Below are 17,041 nucleotides of genomic sequence, written 5' to 3' on the forward strand. Positions count from 1 at the left end.
GGTATCAGTGGTAGGGGAGCGTTCTAAGTGCAGTGAAGTCAGATCGTAAGGACTGGTGGAGCGCTTAGAAGTGAGAATGCCGGTATGAGTAGCGAAAGATGGGTGAGAATCCCATCCACCGAATGCCTAAGGTTTCCTGAGGAAGGCTCGTCCTCTCAGGGTTAGTCAGGACCTAAGCCGAGGCCGATAGGCGTAGGCGATGGACAACAGGTTGATATTCCTGTACCACCTCTTTACCGTTTGAGCAATGGAGGGACGCAGAAGGATAGGAGTAGCGCACCGCTGGTCGTGTGCGTCCAAGCAGTTAGGCTGATGAGTAGGCAAATCCGCTCATCCTAAGGCTGAGCTGTGATGGGGAAGCCCCTTAGGGGCGAACTTTCTGATTCCACGCTGCCAAGAAAAGCTTCTAGCGAGGTAGAAGGTGCCTGTACCGCAAACCGACACAGGTAGGCGAGGAGAGAATCCTAAGGTGTGCGAGAGAACTCTGGTTAAGGAACTCGGCAAAATGACCCCGTAACTTCGGGAGAAGGGGTGCTCTCTTAACGGAGAGCCGCAGTGAAAAGGCCCAAGCGACTGTTTAGCAAAAACACAGGTCTCTGCGAAGCCGCAAGGCGATGTATAGGGGCTGACACCTGCCCGGTGCTGGAAGGTTAAGGGGAGAGGTTAGCGTAAGCGAAGCTTTGAACCGAAGCCCCAGTAAACGGCGGCCGTAACTATAACGGTCCTAAGGTAGCGAAATTCCTTGTCGGGTAAGTTCCGACCCGCACGAAAGGTGTAACGATTTGGGCACTGTCTCAACCAGAGACTCGGTGAAATTATAGTACCTGTGAAGATGCAGGTTACCCGCGACAGGACGGAAAGACCCCATGGAGCTTTACTGTAGCCTGATATTGAATTTTGTTACAGCTTGTACAGGATAGGTGGGAGCCAATGAAGTCGGAGCGCTAGCTTCGATGGAGGTGCTGGTGGGATACCACCCTGGCTGTATTGAAATTCTAACCCGCGCCCCTGATCGGGGCGGGAGACAGTGTCAGGTGGGCAGTTTGACTGGGGCGGTCGCCTCCTAAAGTGTAACGGAGGCGCCCAAAGGTTCCCTCAGAATGGTTGGAAATCATTCGAAGAGTGTAAAGGCATAAGGGAGCTTGACTGCGAGACCTACAAGTCGAGCAGGGACGAAAGTCGGGCTTAGTGATCCGGTGGTTCCGCATGGAAGGGCCATCGCTCAACGGATAAAAGCTACCCTGGGGATAACAGGCTTATCTCCCCCAAGAGTCCACATCGACGGGGAGGTTTGGCACCTCGATGTCGGCTCATCGCATCCTGGGGCTGTAGTCGGTCCCAAGGGTTGGGCTGTTCGCCCATTAAAGCGGTACGCGAGCTGGGTTCAGAACGTCGTGAGACAGTTCGGTCCCTATCCGTCGTGGGCGCAGGAAATTTGAGAGGAGCTGTCCTTAGTACGAGAGGACCGGGATGGACGCACCGCTGGTGTACCAGTTGTTCTGCCAAGAGCATCGCTGGGTAGCTATGTGCGGTCGGGATAAGTGCTGAAAGCATCTAAGCATGAAGCCCCCCTCGAGATGAGATTTCCCATAGCGTCAAGCTAGTAAGATCCCTGAAAGATGATCAGGTAGATAGGTTCGAGGTGGAAGCATGGTGACGTGTGGAGCTGACGAATACTAATCGATCGAGGGCTTATCCAAAAAGTTTTTGTTCTTTACACTTTTGTTACCTAGTTTTGAAGGAATTTTCCTTTATATAGGTCTAGTGATGATGGCAAAGAGGTCACACCCGTTCCCATACCGAACACGGAAGTTAAGCTCTTTTGCGCCGATGGTAGTTGGGACTTTGTCCCTGTGAGAGTAGGACGTCGCTAGGCTTGTATTATATATATCGTCGCGGGGTGGAGCAGTCCGGTAGCTCGTCGGGCTCATAACCCGAAGGTCGCAGGTTCAAATCCTGTCCCCGCAATCTGGTCCGGTAGTTCAGCTGGTTAGAATGCCTGCCTGTCACGCAGGAGGTCGCGGGTTCGAGTCCCGTCCGGACCGCCATTTGGCTCGGTAGCTCAGTCGGTAGAGCAGAGGACTGAAAATCCTCGTGTCGGCGGTTCGATTCCGTCCCGAGCCANTGCCTGTCACGCAGGAGGTCGCGGGTTCGAGTCCCGTCCGGACCGCCATTTACATACAAACAACGATCCTTAGGATACAGTCCTAAGGTCTTTTTTTGTATAAATATAGCAATAAAGCTTAAACCACTGCTTCTTATACTACATAAAAAAGGATCCTTCGAGAATTTAGTTTAGAGAGAAGCGGTTAAGCTTAACGAAAACAACAGTGTTAGAATCATGTCGTCCATCATCATTATACATCTGCAAAGTTTGCAGAAAGTTAGTATAATAATTATGAAAGCCGTGTAAATCGTTCAGATCATAAGGAATAGGCTATACTAGAAGATAAAATGAGGTTGGTGACAATAATGCCAATACACGAAATTTTCACATCATCCCCAGAAGAGACGAAAGATTTAGCTGAAAAGCTTGGCCGTCTGGCAATGGAAGGAGATGTGCTTACTTTAGAAGGTGATTTAGGAGCAGGGAAAACAACCTTTACACAAGGCCTTGCAAAAGGTTTAGGCGTAAAGCGCGTAGTAAACAGTCCTACTTTTACCATTATAAAAGAATACGAAGGACGTATTCCGCTATATCATATGGACGTGTATCGATTAGAAGAGAGTGAAGAAGATTTAGGATGGGATGACTATTTCTATGGACCAGGTGTTACCGTAGTCGAATGGGCTCATTTTATTCAAGCATTTCTTCCTGAACAAATGTTGCGTATAAGATTGTATCACGGGGAAGGACAGACGCGCAGGATTGTGCTAGAGCCAGTGGGAGAACGGTATATTAGACTATGTAAGGAGCTTTTGCAAAATGAAAGTTTTAGCGATTGATACTTCCAATCAGGTAATGGGAGTAGGACTAATAGATGGATCGAATGTTTTGGGGGAAATCATTACCAATACAAAGAACAATCATTCCGTACGTCTGATGCCTGCCATTGAGCAGCTATTAACAATGTGCGATGTAAAGAGCACTGAATTGGAGAAAATTGTAGTAGCAGCGGGACCTGGTTCGTATACAGGTATTCGTATCGGTGTTACTGTAGCGAAAACGTTGGCATGGTCATTGCAAATTCCACTATCAGGTATTTCAAGCCTGGCAGCGTTAGCGATTAATGGAGAGCACTTTAACGGATACATATGTCCTTTGTTTGATGCGCGTCGTCAACAGGTTTTTACAGGCTTGTACCGATATGAAAATGGCTTACGTGTACAAGAGGAGGACCGTATTATCCTTCTACCTGATTGGCTGCAGATCGTAAAAAAATATGAGCAGCCCGTTCTTTTTATAGGACAAGACGTTGCTATTCACCAAGCAACTATACAGCAGGAATTAGGCGATCAGGCGGTTTATGCAAATGCAACGATCAATCATCCGAGACCAGCTCTATTAGCGATGATGGGAGCAGATGCCACTGAACAGGATGTACACACCTTTGTGCCAAACTATTTGCGTCTAGCAGAGGCGGAAGCGAAATGGCTAGCAAACCAAAAGAAGTAGGGGAAGTAGGCAATGGACACATTCATAACGTTTCGAGACATGCAATTAAGCGATATAAAGCAAGTATTAGAAATTGAGCACGCCTCTTTTACAATTCCTTGGACTGAGGATGCATTTATCCGAGAATTAACGATGAACGAGTATGCAGTCTACACTGTCATAGAAGAGGATAATCGGGTAGTAGGTTATTGTGGGATGTGGCTTATTTTAGATGAGGCAAATATAACAAATATAGCGATATTGCCTTCGTATAGAGGTCGGAAACTCGGAGAGGCTTTGTTACGCTTTGTTATGGAAAATGCACGGTTAAAGGGAGGCAAAACGATGTCTCTTGAGGTCCGTGTATCAAATGGTACCGCGCAAGGGCTTTATCGGAAGCTTGGGTTTTTAAATGGTGGTATTCGGAAAGGATACTATACAGATAACTACGAGGATGCTCTCGTAATGTGGGTGAATTTATAATGGAAAAAGAAACACTATTATTAGCTATCGAATCAAGCTGTGATGAAACGGCAGCAGCAATTATAAAAAATGGACGAGAAATTGTTTCGAATGTGGTCGCATCTCAAATTGAAAGCCATAAGCGTTTTGGAGGCGTAGTTCCAGAGATTGCATCTCGCCATCATGTCGAACAAATTACAATTGTAATCGAAGAGGCGCTAACACAGGCCAATCTTACCTTTGCTGATCTAGATGCCGTTGCGGTAACAGAGGGGCCAGGATTAGTAGGGGCATTGCTTGTAGGTGTACATGCTGCAAAGGCGATTTCTTTTGCTCATCGGATTCCTTTAATCGGTGTGCATCATATTGCTGGACACATCTATGCAAATCGATTGATAAAGGAAATGCAATTTCCATTACTAGCTCTTGTTGTGTCTGGCGGTCATACTGAACTTGTTTATATGAAGGAGCATGGCTCATTTGAAGTAATTGGCGAAACAAGAGATGATGCAGCGGGAGAAGCTTATGATAAAGTAGCACGGACATTATCATTTCCGTATCCAGGTGGTCCGCATATTGATCGCTTGGCGGCACAAGGGAAGCCGACGATTGATTTGCCGCGAGCATGGTTAGAACATGACTCATATGACTTTAGCTTTAGCGGATTGAAATCGGCTGTTATTAACACTGTGCATAATGCAAGCCAGCGAGGAGAAACAATCGTACCCGAAGATTTGGCTGCTAGCTTTCAAGCGAGCGTTATTGATGTATTAGTAACAAAAACAGTGCGCGCAGCAGAGCAATATAAAGTAAAGCAAGTACTATTAGCTGGTGGAGTTGCTGCAAATAAGGGACTTCGCGGTGCACTAGAACAGGCGTTTCTGGAACAAAATGAAATAGAGCTCATCATTCCGCCTTTGTCCTTGTGTACAGACAATGCAGCAATGATAGGAGCAGCAGGAACGATTCTTTATCAACAAGGAAAGCGTTCGACATTAGCGTTGAATGCGAATCCTGGGTTGCCAATTGAGCGATAATATCCACAGCCTAAAGTAAAGGCTGTGAATAAATCGGTGGAAAGTTTGTGACTAAGTACGATGAGATTGTGTATAGATTTGTGGATAACTGTGGATATAACTGTGGGTAATGTGCGTAACTTATAGGGAAATGCGGAATATCAACGTGCATATGTGCATATCTCTGTGGATAGTGTGTAAAAAGGAGTAGAAGAAGAGCAAAATGCTCATTCCTCTACTCCTTTTTTGTGAAGTACGTTTTACTATCCACATGTGGATAGTGAATGCGGTTATATTTATTAACTTTGCAGTTCTTCCCATTGCGCCATAAGAGATTCAAGCTTCGATTCAGAGGCTTCTTTTTCTTTGTGAATACTTTGTACTTTTTCATAGTCTTGGAACACTTCAGGTGAGCAAAGCTCTTCTTCATAGGCAGTAATCTGTTCTTCTAGCAGCATAATGGTTTCTTCTATTTCCTCAAGCTTACGAGCACGCTGACGATCCTGCTTTTTTTTCTCTTTGTCTTCTTGATAGGTTCGTTTTTCAGTTGGTTCATCAGGTACAATTTCCAATTCCTCTTCTTTCAGACGAGCAATTTCTAATGTTTCTGCTTTTTTCTCTATATAATAATCATAATCGCCCAAATACTCAGTTGTACCAGAGGGTGCTAATTCTATTACCTTGGAAGCAACTCTATTAATAAAATACCGATCATGAGAAACGAAAAGAATTGTTCCTGGGAAATGAATCAAGGCATTTTCTAGAATTTCCTTACTACTTATGTCTAGATGGTTAGTCGGCTCGTCCAATATTAATACGTTACATTTTTGCATCATAAGCTTTGCGAGAGCAAGGCGAGCTTTTTCTCCGCCGCTTAGAGAAGAAACGATTTTTAACACGTCATCTCCAGAGAAGAGAAAATTTCCGAGAATGGTTCGTATTTCTTTTTCAGGCTGCATAGGAAACTCGTCCCATAGCTCATTTAACACGCGCTTGGAGGAAGTGAGAATAGCTTGCTGCTGATCATAGTAACCAATTGTGACATTAGAGCCAAAGGTAATAGAGCCTTTTAGAATGTCTAACTGATGAACCATAGCTTTTAATAAGGTTGATTTACCTATGCCGTTTGGACCGACAAGGGCGACACTGTCACCACGTGATAGGTGCATATTTACATGAGTAATAATTGGGTTTCCTTCATATCCGACAGCTACATCTTGTACGTGCAGTACATCATTTCCACTTTGACGCTCGATTTCAAAATGAAAGGAAGCGGATTTTTCATCATCAGCTGGCCGCGTCATGAGCTCCATGCGTTCTAATTGTTTACGCCGACTTTGCGCACGTTTTGTGGTAGACGCTCTTGCGATGTTACGCTGTACAAAGTCTTGTAGCTTTGCAACCTCGTCTTGTTGCTTTTCGTAGCGCTTCATTTCTTGCTCATACCACTCGGCCTTTTGCTCTAAATATTTACTATAGTTTCCGGTAAAGCGTTTGCTTTGTGTATTAGATATTTCATATACTTGGGTTACGATGCGATCTAAAAAGTATCGGTCATGCGATACGATGAGGATGGCACCTGAATAACTTTGTAAATATTGTTCTAGCCATGTAAGGGTTTCGATATCCAAATGATTGGTTGGTTCATCTAGAATGAGAAGATCAGGCTTTGTAAGCAACAGCTTCCCTAGTGCAAGGCGTGTTTTCTGACCACCGCTTAGCATTGAAATTTGCATCTTGTGTGTTTCGGTGGGAAACCCTAATCCACTGAGAACAGAGCGAATATCGGCTTCGTATTGATAGCCACCTTGATCACTATATAATTGTTGGAGTCTATCGTACTCCGCTAGAACCTTTTCATAACGAGTTTCATTACTGAATACTTCTTCTTTTCCCATTTCCTGCTCCATATTTCGTAGGTCCCGCTCCATTTCTTGCAGTTCCCGAAATACGGAGAGCATTTCTTCGCCAATCGTTAATGAGGTTTCTAAGCCGGTATTTTGTGCTAAGTAACCAATGGTAACGTCTTTTGGTTTAATAATGTCACCCGATTCATACGACATTTCACCTGCAATAATTCGTAGTAAAGTCGATTTACCTGCACCGTTACGCCCTACGAGTGCAACGCGTTCTCGGGATTGTACTTCTAGTTTTATATTGGATAAAATGACATCAGCCCCAAAAAGCTTTGTCAATCCATTTACCTGTAATAAAATCAACGTGTTTCACCTCAAATTAGTTAGTCTACTGTATATTTATAAAAAACTAATGTTTTTCAACATCATTAGAAATGGTGTATAGTTTAATAAGGAGACAATGGTCTCTCTCTATTATACAAGGAAAGCTTTACACCAATAAACTTTCAACGTACATTCTGTTAATAAAGGTCAAATTTCCCTATGGGGTAAACAGAAATCGGAAAGAGAGGGGGATATGATGGAACAGCCTAAAATACCGCAGGCAACTGCGAAACGACTACCCTTGTATTATCGTTTTATTAAAAATTTATCACTTTCAGGAAAACAACGTGTTTCCTCAGCGGAGCTCAGTGAAGCCGTAAAAGTTGATTCGGCTACCATTCGCAGAGATTTTTCGTACTTTGGAGCACTAGGCAAAAAAGGGTACGGTTACAATGTAAACTATTTATTATCATTTTTCAGCCAAACTCTTGATCAAGATGATTTAATTCAAGTAGCATTAATTGGCGTTGGAAATTTAGGAACCGCTTTCTTACACTATAATTTCATGAAAAATAATAACACAAAAATTGAAATGGCTTTTGATGTAGATGAGAAGAAGGTCGGACAGTTTATAGGAGAAGTTCCAGTTTATCATCTAAGTGAAATGGAACAACGGATGGCGGATGTAAAAGTAGCAATACTAACAGTACCGGCAGCCGTAGCACAGTCTGTTACAGATCGATTGTCACAGACGGGCATAGAAGGAATCTTAAATTTCACACCAGCACGTATTAATGTGCCAGAACATATTCGTATTCATCATATTGATTTATCAGTTGAATTACAAACGCTCGTTTATTTTCTGAAACATTATCCGAAATAGTAAGAAATTCACTTACATAAGAAATGCGAAGTATGAAAAAATGGACCAGACTGTGGTCCATTTTTTTACCTATGTTGCTTAATGGTTTCTTGCTTTCCATTTAAGTAGAATGAGGCGAATGGCAAGACCGAAATCAAAGGTAGCCATAAAAATCAGTAAGAGTGTGTAAATATTCCATATCGTAGTTTCCACGCTCGTTATAGCCAAATACGTGAAAATAGCGCCTAGTATTAAATATAGAGTTGCCATAAGCATAGGTGAATTTCTACGCATTTTTAAAATCCTCCAATAATTGTGTGCAAATTTTCAGCTTGTCGCATGATCTTATCCATATTGTTGCTTAATCCAAGGTTCACCAAAATCACGATTGTATTCATCATAACATGTGCAACAATGGGAACTATAATCCGCTTCGTATGTACGTATAAAAAGGAAAAAACAATACCCATAGATGTGTAAATCAAGATATGACTAAAATCGAAGTGAACCGTTGCAAATATGAGCGAGCTTATAATGGCGGCAACAAAAAAATTAAAACGCTTATAAAGGGAACCAAAGAAAATCTTTCGAAACACAATTTCTTCAAGAATCGGGCCGAAAATAGATGTAACTAATATGAACAGAGGAGCAACTTTAGCTATATCTACGAGCCTTTGTGTATTCTCAGAGCCGGGGTTAATACCAAATAGACGCATTTCGATGTTTGCTGCAATTGCTTGAGCAAACATAGCCAGAAACACACCAAGAAACATCCATAGAATCGTGTACATAAGTCCCATCTTACCACGAGCTAGTGGATCATCATCATGTCGAAGAAGCAGCAAGGTGATAATGAGAGCGACTACAAAGCTAATAATTGCCCAGTGCGCGGAAGCCATTTCAATTTGCATATTCCTAGTATAAGTAATGTATAGTCCAGTTTTTAATAAAAGAGGAACGCCAACTAAACTGGAAATTTGCATGACAATATATGTGATAATAATCCACCAATATTTAGTATTCAATTGTCATGTCTCCTTTTCTATATAAATTTACATTCGTAAAAAAGGAAATCCACGTTTAAGAGAGAAAAGAACTAAGTGGTCCTTTTTCAAACAAACGAGCGAAGTTTCACTTTATTGTATCATACAATTTTATAAGAATTACTGAAAGAATGTTTTCAGAAGAAGTGGGTATACTGTTCCAGTATGAGACGACTATTTATGGGATTATATGGGAAAATTTATGAAAATTTATGGTTTATACTTGCAAAAGAAATAGAGATTCATTATTATAAAAGGTGTGTTAGCACTCAATTGAGATGAGTGCTAATAAATAGAAAACTTACATATGAATTGAGGAGGTTATTTTCATGCTAAAGCCATTAGGTGATCGCGTAGTAATTGAACTTGTTGAAGCAGAAGAAAAAACTGCTAGTGGTATTGTGTTACCAGACTCTGCAAAAGAAAAGCCACAAGAAGGCAAGATTGTAGCAGTTGGAACAGGTCGAGTGCTTGAAAACGGAGCGACTGTAGCTTTGGAAGTAGCTGTAGGTGATCGTATTATCTTCTCAAAATATAGTGGTACAGAAGTTAAATACGAAGGTGCAGAATACTTAATTTTACGCGAAAGTGACATTTTAGCTGTAATCGGTTAATTTATACATCTTATTTTTAAAAAATAGGGAGGTACGTAAAAATGGCAAAAGATATTAAATTTAGTGAAGAAGCACGTCGTGCAATGCTTCGCGGTGTAGATACTCTTGCAAACGCAGTAAAAGTTACGCTTGGACCTAAGGGACGTAACGTAGTATTAGAAAAGAAATTCGGTTCTCCGCTTATTACAAATGACGGTGTAACGATCGCAAAGGAAATCGAATTAGAAGATGCATTTGAAAACATGGGTGCAAAATTGGTTGCTGAAGTAGCTAGCAAAACAAACGATGTAGCTGGTGACGGTACAACAACTGCAACGGTTCTTGCGCAAGCAATGATTCGTGAAGGCTTAAAGAACGTTACTGCCGGTGCAAACCCTATGGGTATTCGCAAAGGTATCGAAAAAGCAGTTGTATCAGCAATTGCAGAATTAAAAGTTATTTCAAAACCAATCGAAGGTAAAGCTTCTATTGCACAAGTTGCTGCGATTTCATCTGCTGATGAAGAAGTAGGCGAATTGATTGCAGAAGCAATGGAACGTGTCGGTAACGACGGCGTTATCACTCTTGAAGAATCAAAAGGTTTCACTACTGAACTTGACGTAGTAGAAGGTATGCAATTTGATCGTGGTTATGCATCACCTTACATGATCACAGATTCTGATAAAATGGAAGCTGTTCTTGACAATCCTTATATTCTGATCACAGATAAAAAAGTTTCTAACATTCAAGAAATTCTTCCTGTGTTAGAACAAGTGGTACAACAAGGTCGTCCTTTATTAATCATTGCTGAAGATGTTGAAGGTGAAGCATTAGCAACACTTGTTGTGAACAAACTTCGCGGTACTTTCAATGTAGTTGCAGTTAAGGCTCCAGGCTTTGGTGATCGTCGTAAAGCAATGCTAGAAGATATCGCTATTTTAACTGGCGGCGAAGTAATTACAGAAGAACTAGGTCGCGACCTTAAATCTGCAACTGTTGAATCTCTTGGTAAAGCTGTGAAAATCGTAGTAACAAAAGAAAACACAACGATCGTAGAAGGATCAGGAAGCACTGATCAAATCAATGCTCGCATCGGTCAAATCCGCGCTCAATTAGAAGAAACGACTTCTGAATTCGACCGTGAAAAATTACAAGAACGCTTAGCGAAATTAGCTGGCGGCGTGGCAGTTATTAAAGTAGGTGCTGCTACTGAAACAGAATTAAAAGAACGTAAGCTTCGCATTGAAGATGCATTAAACTCTACACGTGCTGCTGTTGAAGAAGGTATCGTAGCAGGTGGTGGTACTGCATTAATGAACATCTACACGAAAGTAGCTTCTATCGATGCAGCTGGCGACGAAGCAACAGGCGTTAACATCGTTCTTCGTGCATTAGAAGAACCAGTTCGTCAAATCGCAATCAATGCAGGTCTTGAAGGCTCTGTAGTTGTAGAACGCTTGAAAAACGAAGCAGTAGGCAGAGGCTTCAACGCTGCTACTGGCGAATGGGTAAACATGCTTGAAGCCGGTATCGTGGATCCTACTAAGGTTACACGTTCTGCTCTTCAAAACGCAGCATCTGTTGCAGCTATGTTCTTAACAACTGAAGCAGTTGTAGCTGACAAACCAGAACCAGCTGGCGCTCCTGCAATGCCTGACATGGGCGGCATGGGTGGAATGGGCGGCATGATGTAATAAGCCGCTTTACCCCTTGATATATAAGAGTTTTTAAGTAAGATGAGAGAGAAATGCTAACATTTTGCTAACATTTCTCTCCTAAAATTAGAGGTTTCTCATGAGTTGCGCAAACTTGTGGGAAGCTTCTTTTCTTTTTCAGCGGTCAAGGGGTGGCGCAAAACTCATCAGGGGTGTGCATACCGAAAATCGCTGGAAACGTGCAAGTCCCACGAGAGCGGTTAAAACCGCTACCATGGGACTTTCCGTTCGCCTGTTGATCTTACCCTTGCTCTAATCTTGTATATTTTTCATGCAAACGTCGCTCAGAATCAGTCAAGGAGTTTTCATCATCAATTAATCCGTCAAGTTCTTCCTCTGATAATCCGATGCCTTCTAACTCTGCAAAATATGAGAATGGGTCGAAATCCCCAACAAAAGATTCGCAATAAGATAGTTCTTCCGCTAAATTATTGCCTAACGAATCATGTGAAAAATGTTTAGCAATGACTCGTAAAATCGCTATAACCATTTCTTGACGGAACACTATACGCTCCTCAGGTGGAAGCGTTTGGAATAGCTCCATTGTGATATCGTTCATGGTAAGAATATTCTCAAAATATGTTTTATAACCTATATCGCTTTTGGCTTTTAAGAGGTACGGATATTTTTCTGGTTTTATGAAAGAACGAGTAAGAGCGAGTAAATACTCATTTTCAATTTTGTCAGCTTTTTCTTCATATGCACCTGACAGATAGTCTGGATGAACATCAAGATATTTCGCAATCCTATCTAGCAAATCCGGCGGCATTTCCCCATCATCTAAACATCGACGTATTGTTTTTTCTGTACGTTCGATTTCCTCATAGGCTTCGCCGAGTTTCCTAATACTACAGTTTCTATGTTTTAGCACTTCAATAAAACGCTCTTTGTTGACGGGTACTTTCCGAGTCGTTTTGTTCCCCATTACATCTTCCTCCTGATTTGCGGACATTTTTGATAAAAATACCGCAGTCTGTCTTGTTGATAGTGCGGATATTAATAATCTATAATGATTATAGCGAATATCAAAGGAGTGGAAAACTATGGCATGGAATTACGCGGAACTATCTAAAATGGCAAAGGATAGCGGCGGTCCCGAAAAACTTGTCGAACTACTGGTTAAGTCCGGAGAAAAAAAGATGGAAAAAAAGATTCTTCCTTGGGTTGGTGTTGCTTTTGGCGTAGGCATTACCCTTACAGGCGGTGTGCAAAAAACAATTGACTACTTGGCTCAGAAAAAAGCCATCTCAACCGCCGAAGTTGAATCAGCCAAAAAGGAACTTATACAAGGCATAAAGAATTACGATGCTAGCAAAGCGGGTACTGAAAATGAATCCGATGGCTAAACCGATGAAGCGATTAAGGCTAATTAAAAGGGAGGGTATCCACATGGGATTATTAGATATTACTAAAAGGAAAAGTTGGGAAGAAGAAAACGCATATACTGGTGAGACTCCACCTTGTCCACAATGCGGAGAACCTCTAACTAAGAAATACGTTTTTAGTGATATGTACTGCGCAAATTGCAGATATGGTTTAGATGATGACGACGATTTAGACGAAGGTGAATCCTTAAGCGTTTATGATGCCGCTCAAATCTGGGCTTCAAATGGAAAAGATGAAGATTACACTTTCGGTTACTCTGAAGAAGAGTTGGAAGATGCTCTCTAAAAAGTATAATCTACAAACCGCAAAACTGATGCCTACAAAGAATCCGCTTTTCACTTGCTTTTTGATTAATCCGTTATTTCTTTGCCGTTCTGAAAAGTGAACCGTACATTGGTTTCGCTGTGTCGAACCGCTGCACAAGACCACAGTAGCTTTCATTTGACTTCAAAAAAATCTGAAGTTGGAAATAACGAAAGGATGATGTATATGATAATTTACACTACCAACGAATGGAATGGTCATGGTAAGCAGAATTATTATTGGAATGAGTATAGACTTGAAGGAAACGAAGTTATTAAGTACAAATGTCACAGGCAGAAGTTCTTTGACGGTGATGAAAACAATTGGGACGAAGACGAGCACATTGAAGAATCTTGGGCAATCGATGACCCTAACATGCCAGACTGGCTGAAACAGTATATATAAGGAATGTGATAATATGAGGATATGAATTCGTGGGATTATGAAGATGGATTTAACTACATATATTTCTTTAAAAGGAAAACAGGATTTATCGGATGAACGTATTGCACATTACACTTCTTTTTCAGTAGATGTCTGGGCTGATTTGGGAATAATATGAGTGAGATAAATTCCAATTTGTCTGTGAACTTGTAATAACAGAGGTGTTGTCGTGGTCGATAATAAAAGAATACAAAAGCATAAAAGTGCCAGGCACCATCCAGAAATTTTGGAGGTACCTGGCATTATCTATTATATATGGAAATAGTTTAATTCTAGTTTATCCTTTTCCAGGCGCCTCTGTTAATTGTTTTTCAACAAAGAGTATTGAAACATGGCTTCCAATCGGGCTTGCATAATAGCCTCTTCTTCTTCTTTTCTTTGTTTTAATAATTCCCTATGTTTTTCATGTCTTTTATGCAATTCTTTTCTAACTAGTTCTAGATTAAAAGTATCTATCAACAATTGTTTTGCAGCCAGTACATCTTCCATGAATTGAGGGGATAGTTTTGTTATCTTAACAGCACGATAGTATCTAGCACCTATAATTCTTGGAATCTCCTTAAAGTAGAATTCCTTTTGAAACTTTTGAAGTAATTCCCCATCTGCATGATGGTATTTTTCATGAAAAGCAATCCACAATTCCCTAATCTTTGAATCAATTGTAAGAGCATCTGCACCAGTTAGCCACGTTTGAGAGCCATCAGGGATAATTCTATGAGATTTTAGATAATTGCTTTTTTCCAGCATGTCCATTTCATTAAAATAGCTCTTAACGCTGTTAAATTTGTTTTCTACGGCTTTTGTTGTTGTGTTATGTTTGAATGCTAATTTTCGTAATATTCACTGTGAAACATTACTAAACCATTAGCAACATTCCCGTCTGATAATATTTAAATTATATCGGTCAAAAGTTCTGAGTGTTTCATATTCAGGATAGGAAGTGTTAGCCAAAATGATTCCGGGATGTCAAAGGTGTAGACCGTATTACTGCCTTTACCACTGACAGTGACATTCATCATTCCGATTGAATATAGTTTTTTTACAACCTCAGATTTTCCTTTCTTATATAAATATCCCGGTTTCCATTTTGAGAAACTTAAAAGCTGTTCAGTGTTGAATGATATTTTCATTGGTTTACTCCTTAGTCATTTGATGGTGCAAACATAACCAGTTGATATAATTTGTCAATATCAAAATCCCCCCTATTTTATAAAGATTTATTATATATTGCTAATAACAAAAATCTTAAAAAATAGGGGGAGTTTGAAAAACACCCCAAAGATAACAACACTGAACAGAGTGAATAGTATAATAAAAAACCCTCCTATTTAAATGACTATAGGAGGGTTCAAAGTTTTTTATAACAAAACATCCACTGTGGATGCATTTATATTTATTGTGGTTCCAGCATTTATTAAGTATGTGATCTCAACAGTTATCCCATGTTTGCTAAATGCAGTCCGCCTACTGTGAAGCTGTCACGAAAATTGTACTAAAACAAATTTGGTCTTATTTGTGAGAAGTAATAAGGAAAAAATATGTCTTCTTTCGCTTTTTGTATAACAGTCTTCATGTCATTAAATGGGCAATCGTTGCTAACATCATGCTAACATTTTGCTAACGAAGTATTATAATTTGCAGGAAATTCAGGTTAAAAATGTTACACTTAGGGTCAGCAGAATGTTGATTTCACGCGATTTGGTTCTACTATGGTTAAATATATTACAGTTTGAAACTATATGGGCGGCATGATGTAATAAGCCGCTTTACCCCTTGATATATAAGGGTTTTTGATTAAGATGAGAGTGAAATGCTAACATTTTGCTATCATTTCTCTTCTGAATTAGAGGTTTCTCATGAGTTGTGCAAACTTGTGGGAAGCCTCTTTTTCGTTTCCTATGTCACTTGGAGAAAACATGAATTCTGAAAGAAGTTAAATAAAAAGACGAACAGGCCACATCCTGTTCGTCAAAAAGGCAATGTAAGTTGTATATATCAACCTAGAATTTAAGAATTATGAGCTTTACCTGTATTTGCAACCTTCATCGTTTCTTTAATATACTCCGCTGATTGATGTAGCAATTCAAGTTCTTGGGAGTCGAGAGCAATTTCTAATTGCTTTTCTACGCCATTTCTCCCAATGACACATGGCATACTTAATGCAACATCTTCATCGTATCCATATTGCCCGTGTAATGTTGTGGAGACCGGATAAACACTGCGTTCATCTAGCATAATCGTTTTTGCTAGAGTAACAGCAGCTTGGGCAACACCTGCATTTGTCCACCCTTTCCCATTAAACACATCATAGGCTGCTTTTACAACTTGCTTTTTAATATCGTCCCGATTTAATGGTTCTTTTCCTTGAAAAACTTGGTCCAATTCATGTTCACCAAACCCTTGCACACTTAAGCGACTTAATACTGGGAAAGCTGTATGTCCGTGTTCGCCCATCATATAAGCTGTTACACTTTTTGGATCGATGTCATAATTAGTAGCAATAATTTTACGAAGACGGGCAGAATCAAGCATAGTTCCGGTTCCCATTATGCGTCCCTTCGGATAACCGAATTCATTTTCTGCTATGTACACAATGGTATCTAACGGATTTGTTATGATAATAATGATTGCATCTTTCGTATATTTAGTAATTTCAGTCATAACTTCACGAATTACCTCTGCATTGGTAACAGCTAATTGTGTCCGATCCGGCATCCCTTCTCCATCACTTATTATGCTAGGGCCAGCAGCAATGATAATCACATCTGCATCTGCACATTCGGAATAATCTCCAGCATGTACGGTTGTATTTGACATATATGTAAGAGCGGTTGCATGTTCTTGGTCAAGGGCTTCACCATAAGCTGCATCATTATCTTTATCAATGACAGCTATTTCCGCAAATAGTCCTAATTTCATGGCATCTGCTAGAACATAAGAGCCAACATGACCTACTCCTACAACATCTAACTTATTTCTGTTCATGGTTTATCCCCCCATTCTATTAATATATACATTTTATCACAATATGGAAATGCAGGTATTTGTTAATCGGTATTGACCTATTAGAAGCTATATCTATGTCGATTATGCTTTAATGATCATCTGACGGAAACTGAGATTTTTAACCGATTACTTAGCTATGATGAACTATCAAACAAGACATGAAGGTAATGTTCCTCTAAATCTACGAATTAGCTCTATTCAATTGTGTTAACAACATTATTTGAAAGAGATGAGGTAGTCTTTTTATGTTGTTGGAATATATTATTATGTTTTATAGCGAGACTAACCGCCTTGCAAAATAAACCCGAATATTTCAGTGGCACTAACTTATTCTGAAGAGATTTATAATTTAAGGTTAGTTAATTCCTGGGCTCTTTGCATAGATGATCCATACTAGACTTAATGGTATTATTTTACTATGATATTATAGAAACGA

At 40.4% G+C, this 17,041-nt stretch carries 17 protein-coding genes, 3 tRNA genes and 2 rRNA genes; 15 read left to right on the top strand and 7 right to left on the bottom strand.

Annotated elements, in window-relative coordinates:
- The 9 genes from ACAN53_RS17715 to tsaD all read left to right on the top strand — a co-directional run.
- Positions 1-1,700: ribosomal RNA gene (locus ACAN53_RS17715) — 23S ribosomal RNA — on the top strand; the annotation flags it as partial.
- A gap of 60 nt (positions 1,701-1,760) precedes the next feature.
- Positions 1,761-1,876 (top strand): 5S ribosomal RNA (gene rrf, locus ACAN53_RS17720).
- Positions 1,877-1,894: 18 nt separating this feature from the next.
- Positions 1,895-1,968, top strand: a tRNA-Met gene (locus ACAN53_RS17725).
- A gap of 3 nt (positions 1,969-1,971) precedes the next feature.
- Positions 1,972-2,048: transfer RNA gene (locus tag ACAN53_RS17730), tRNA-Asp, on the top strand.
- Between the two features lie 3 nt (positions 2,049-2,051).
- Positions 2,052-2,124 (top strand) — tRNA-Phe (locus tag ACAN53_RS17735).
- A 348-nt stretch (positions 2,125-2,472) separates the two neighbouring features.
- Positions 2,473-2,946 carry a tRNA (adenosine(37)-N6)-threonylcarbamoyltransferase complex ATPase subunit type 1 TsaE gene (gene tsaE, locus ACAN53_RS17740; protein WP_379971481.1) on the top strand — a complete coding sequence of 158 codons (474 nt, stop codon included), beginning with the start codon at positions 2,473-2,475 and terminating at the stop codon, positions 2,944-2,946.
- On the top strand, positions 2,927-3,616 hold the full coding sequence (tsaB, locus tag ACAN53_RS17745; protein WP_379971482.1) for a tRNA (adenosine(37)-N6)-threonylcarbamoyltransferase complex dimerization subunit type 1 TsaB: 690 nt from the start codon (positions 2,927-2,929) through the stop codon (positions 3,614-3,616). The genes tsaE and tsaB overlap by 20 nt, the downstream gene beginning before the upstream one ends.
- Before the next feature lie 12 nt (positions 3,617-3,628).
- A complete protein-coding gene (rimI, locus tag ACAN53_RS17750) occupies positions 3,629-4,078 on the top strand; it encodes a ribosomal protein S18-alanine N-acetyltransferase (protein WP_379971483.1) in 450 nt (149 codons plus the stop codon).
- Positions 4,078-5,094, top strand: a complete 1,017-nt coding sequence (tsaD, locus tag ACAN53_RS17755; protein WP_379971484.1) for a tRNA (adenosine(37)-N6)-threonylcarbamoyltransferase complex transferase subunit TsaD — start codon at positions 4,078-4,080, stop codon at positions 5,092-5,094. Before rimI ends, tsaD begins: the two co-directional genes overlap by 1 nt.
- Positions 5,095-5,372: 278 nt before the next feature.
- Here tsaD and ACAN53_RS17760 read toward each other — a convergent pair whose 3' ends face one another.
- Entirely contained in the window at positions 5,373-7,292 is a 1,920-nt protein-coding gene (locus ACAN53_RS17760; RefSeq protein WP_379971485.1) for an ABC-F family ATP-binding cassette domain-containing protein, read from the bottom strand.
- Positions 7,293-7,509: 217 nt separating this feature from the next.
- On the opposite strand from ACAN53_RS17760, the gene ACAN53_RS17765 reads away from it, so the two are divergent.
- Positions 7,510-8,136: a redox-sensing transcriptional repressor Rex gene (locus ACAN53_RS17765; protein ID WP_379971486.1), complete on the top strand. Its 627-nt coding sequence runs from the start codon at positions 7,510-7,512 to the stop codon at positions 8,134-8,136.
- Between the two features lie 78 nt (positions 8,137-8,214).
- On the opposite strand, the gene ACAN53_RS17770 is transcribed toward ACAN53_RS17765, so the two are convergent.
- Together ACAN53_RS17770 and ACAN53_RS17775 are read right to left on the bottom strand one after the other, a co-directional pair.
- The gene (locus ACAN53_RS17770; RefSeq protein WP_379971487.1) at positions 8,215-8,409 is read right to left on the bottom strand and encodes a YdiK family protein; all 195 of its coding nucleotides are present in this window, start codon (positions 8,407-8,409) and stop codon (positions 8,215-8,217) included.
- 2 nt (positions 8,410-8,411) lie between these two features.
- The gene (locus tag ACAN53_RS17775; protein WP_379971488.1) at positions 8,412-9,140 is read right to left on the bottom strand and encodes a CPBP family intramembrane glutamic endopeptidase; all 729 of its coding nucleotides are present in this window, start codon (positions 9,138-9,140) and stop codon (positions 8,412-8,414) included.
- A gap of 347 nt (positions 9,141-9,487) precedes the next feature.
- On the opposite strand from ACAN53_RS17775, the gene groES reads away from it, so the two are divergent.
- Positions 9,488-9,772 (top strand): co-chaperone GroES, encoded by a 285-nt coding sequence (gene groES / locus ACAN53_RS17780; RefSeq protein WP_379971489.1) that lies wholly within the window; start codon positions 9,488-9,490, stop codon positions 9,770-9,772.
- A gap of 41 nt (positions 9,773-9,813) precedes the next feature.
- Entirely contained in the window at positions 9,814-11,445 is a 1,632-nt protein-coding gene (groL, locus tag ACAN53_RS17785) for a chaperonin GroEL (protein ID WP_379971490.1), read from the top strand.
- Positions 11,446-11,707: 262 nt separating this feature from the next.
- Here groL and ACAN53_RS17790 read toward each other — a convergent pair whose 3' ends face one another.
- Positions 11,708-12,391, bottom strand: coding sequence for a hypothetical protein (locus tag ACAN53_RS17790; protein ID WP_379971491.1), 684 nt, complete (start codon positions 12,389-12,391; stop codon positions 11,708-11,710).
- Positions 12,392-12,509: 118 nt separating this feature from the next.
- Here ACAN53_RS17790 and ACAN53_RS17795 point away from each other — a divergent pair, with 118 nt between their 5' ends.
- The 3 genes from ACAN53_RS17795 (at position 12,510) to ACAN53_RS17805 (ending at position 13,560) form a co-directional block, all read left to right on the top strand.
- Positions 12,510-12,812, top strand: a complete 303-nt coding sequence (locus ACAN53_RS17795) for a hypothetical protein (protein ID WP_379971492.1) — start codon at positions 12,510-12,512, stop codon at positions 12,810-12,812.
- Between the two features lie 43 nt (positions 12,813-12,855).
- Positions 12,856-13,137 carry a hypothetical protein gene (locus tag ACAN53_RS17800; protein WP_379971493.1) on the top strand — a complete coding sequence of 94 codons (282 nt, stop codon included), beginning with the start codon at positions 12,856-12,858 and terminating at the stop codon, positions 13,135-13,137.
- Between the two features lie 156 nt (positions 13,138-13,293).
- Positions 13,294-13,560, top strand: a complete 267-nt coding sequence (locus ACAN53_RS17805; protein WP_379971494.1) for a hypothetical protein — start codon at positions 13,294-13,296, stop codon at positions 13,558-13,560.
- Between the two features lie 339 nt (positions 13,561-13,899).
- Here ACAN53_RS17805 and ACAN53_RS17810 read toward each other — a convergent pair whose 3' ends face one another.
- The 3 genes from ACAN53_RS17810 to ACAN53_RS17820 all read right to left on the bottom strand — a co-directional run bounded on the left by ACAN53_RS17810 (position 13,900) and on the right by ACAN53_RS17820 (position 16,584).
- Positions 13,900-14,352, bottom strand: coding sequence for a hypothetical protein (locus tag ACAN53_RS17810; protein ID WP_379971495.1), 453 nt, complete (start codon positions 14,350-14,352; stop codon positions 13,900-13,902).
- Between the two features lie 137 nt (positions 14,353-14,489).
- Complete coding sequence (locus tag ACAN53_RS17815; protein WP_379971496.1) at positions 14,490-14,729, bottom strand: hypothetical protein; 240 nt, start codon at positions 14,727-14,729, stop codon at positions 14,490-14,492.
- An 877-nt stretch (positions 14,730-15,606) separates the two neighbouring features.
- Positions 15,607-16,584: an L-lactate dehydrogenase gene (locus tag ACAN53_RS17820; RefSeq protein ID WP_379971497.1), complete on the bottom strand. Its 978-nt coding sequence runs from the start codon at positions 16,582-16,584 to the stop codon at positions 15,607-15,609.
- Positions 16,585-17,041: the final 457 nt, after the last annotated feature.

It is taken from the genome of Ectobacillus soli (assembly GCF_042610425.1).
Lineage (GTDB): Bacteria > Bacillota > Bacilli > Bacillales > Bacillaceae_G > Ectobacillus.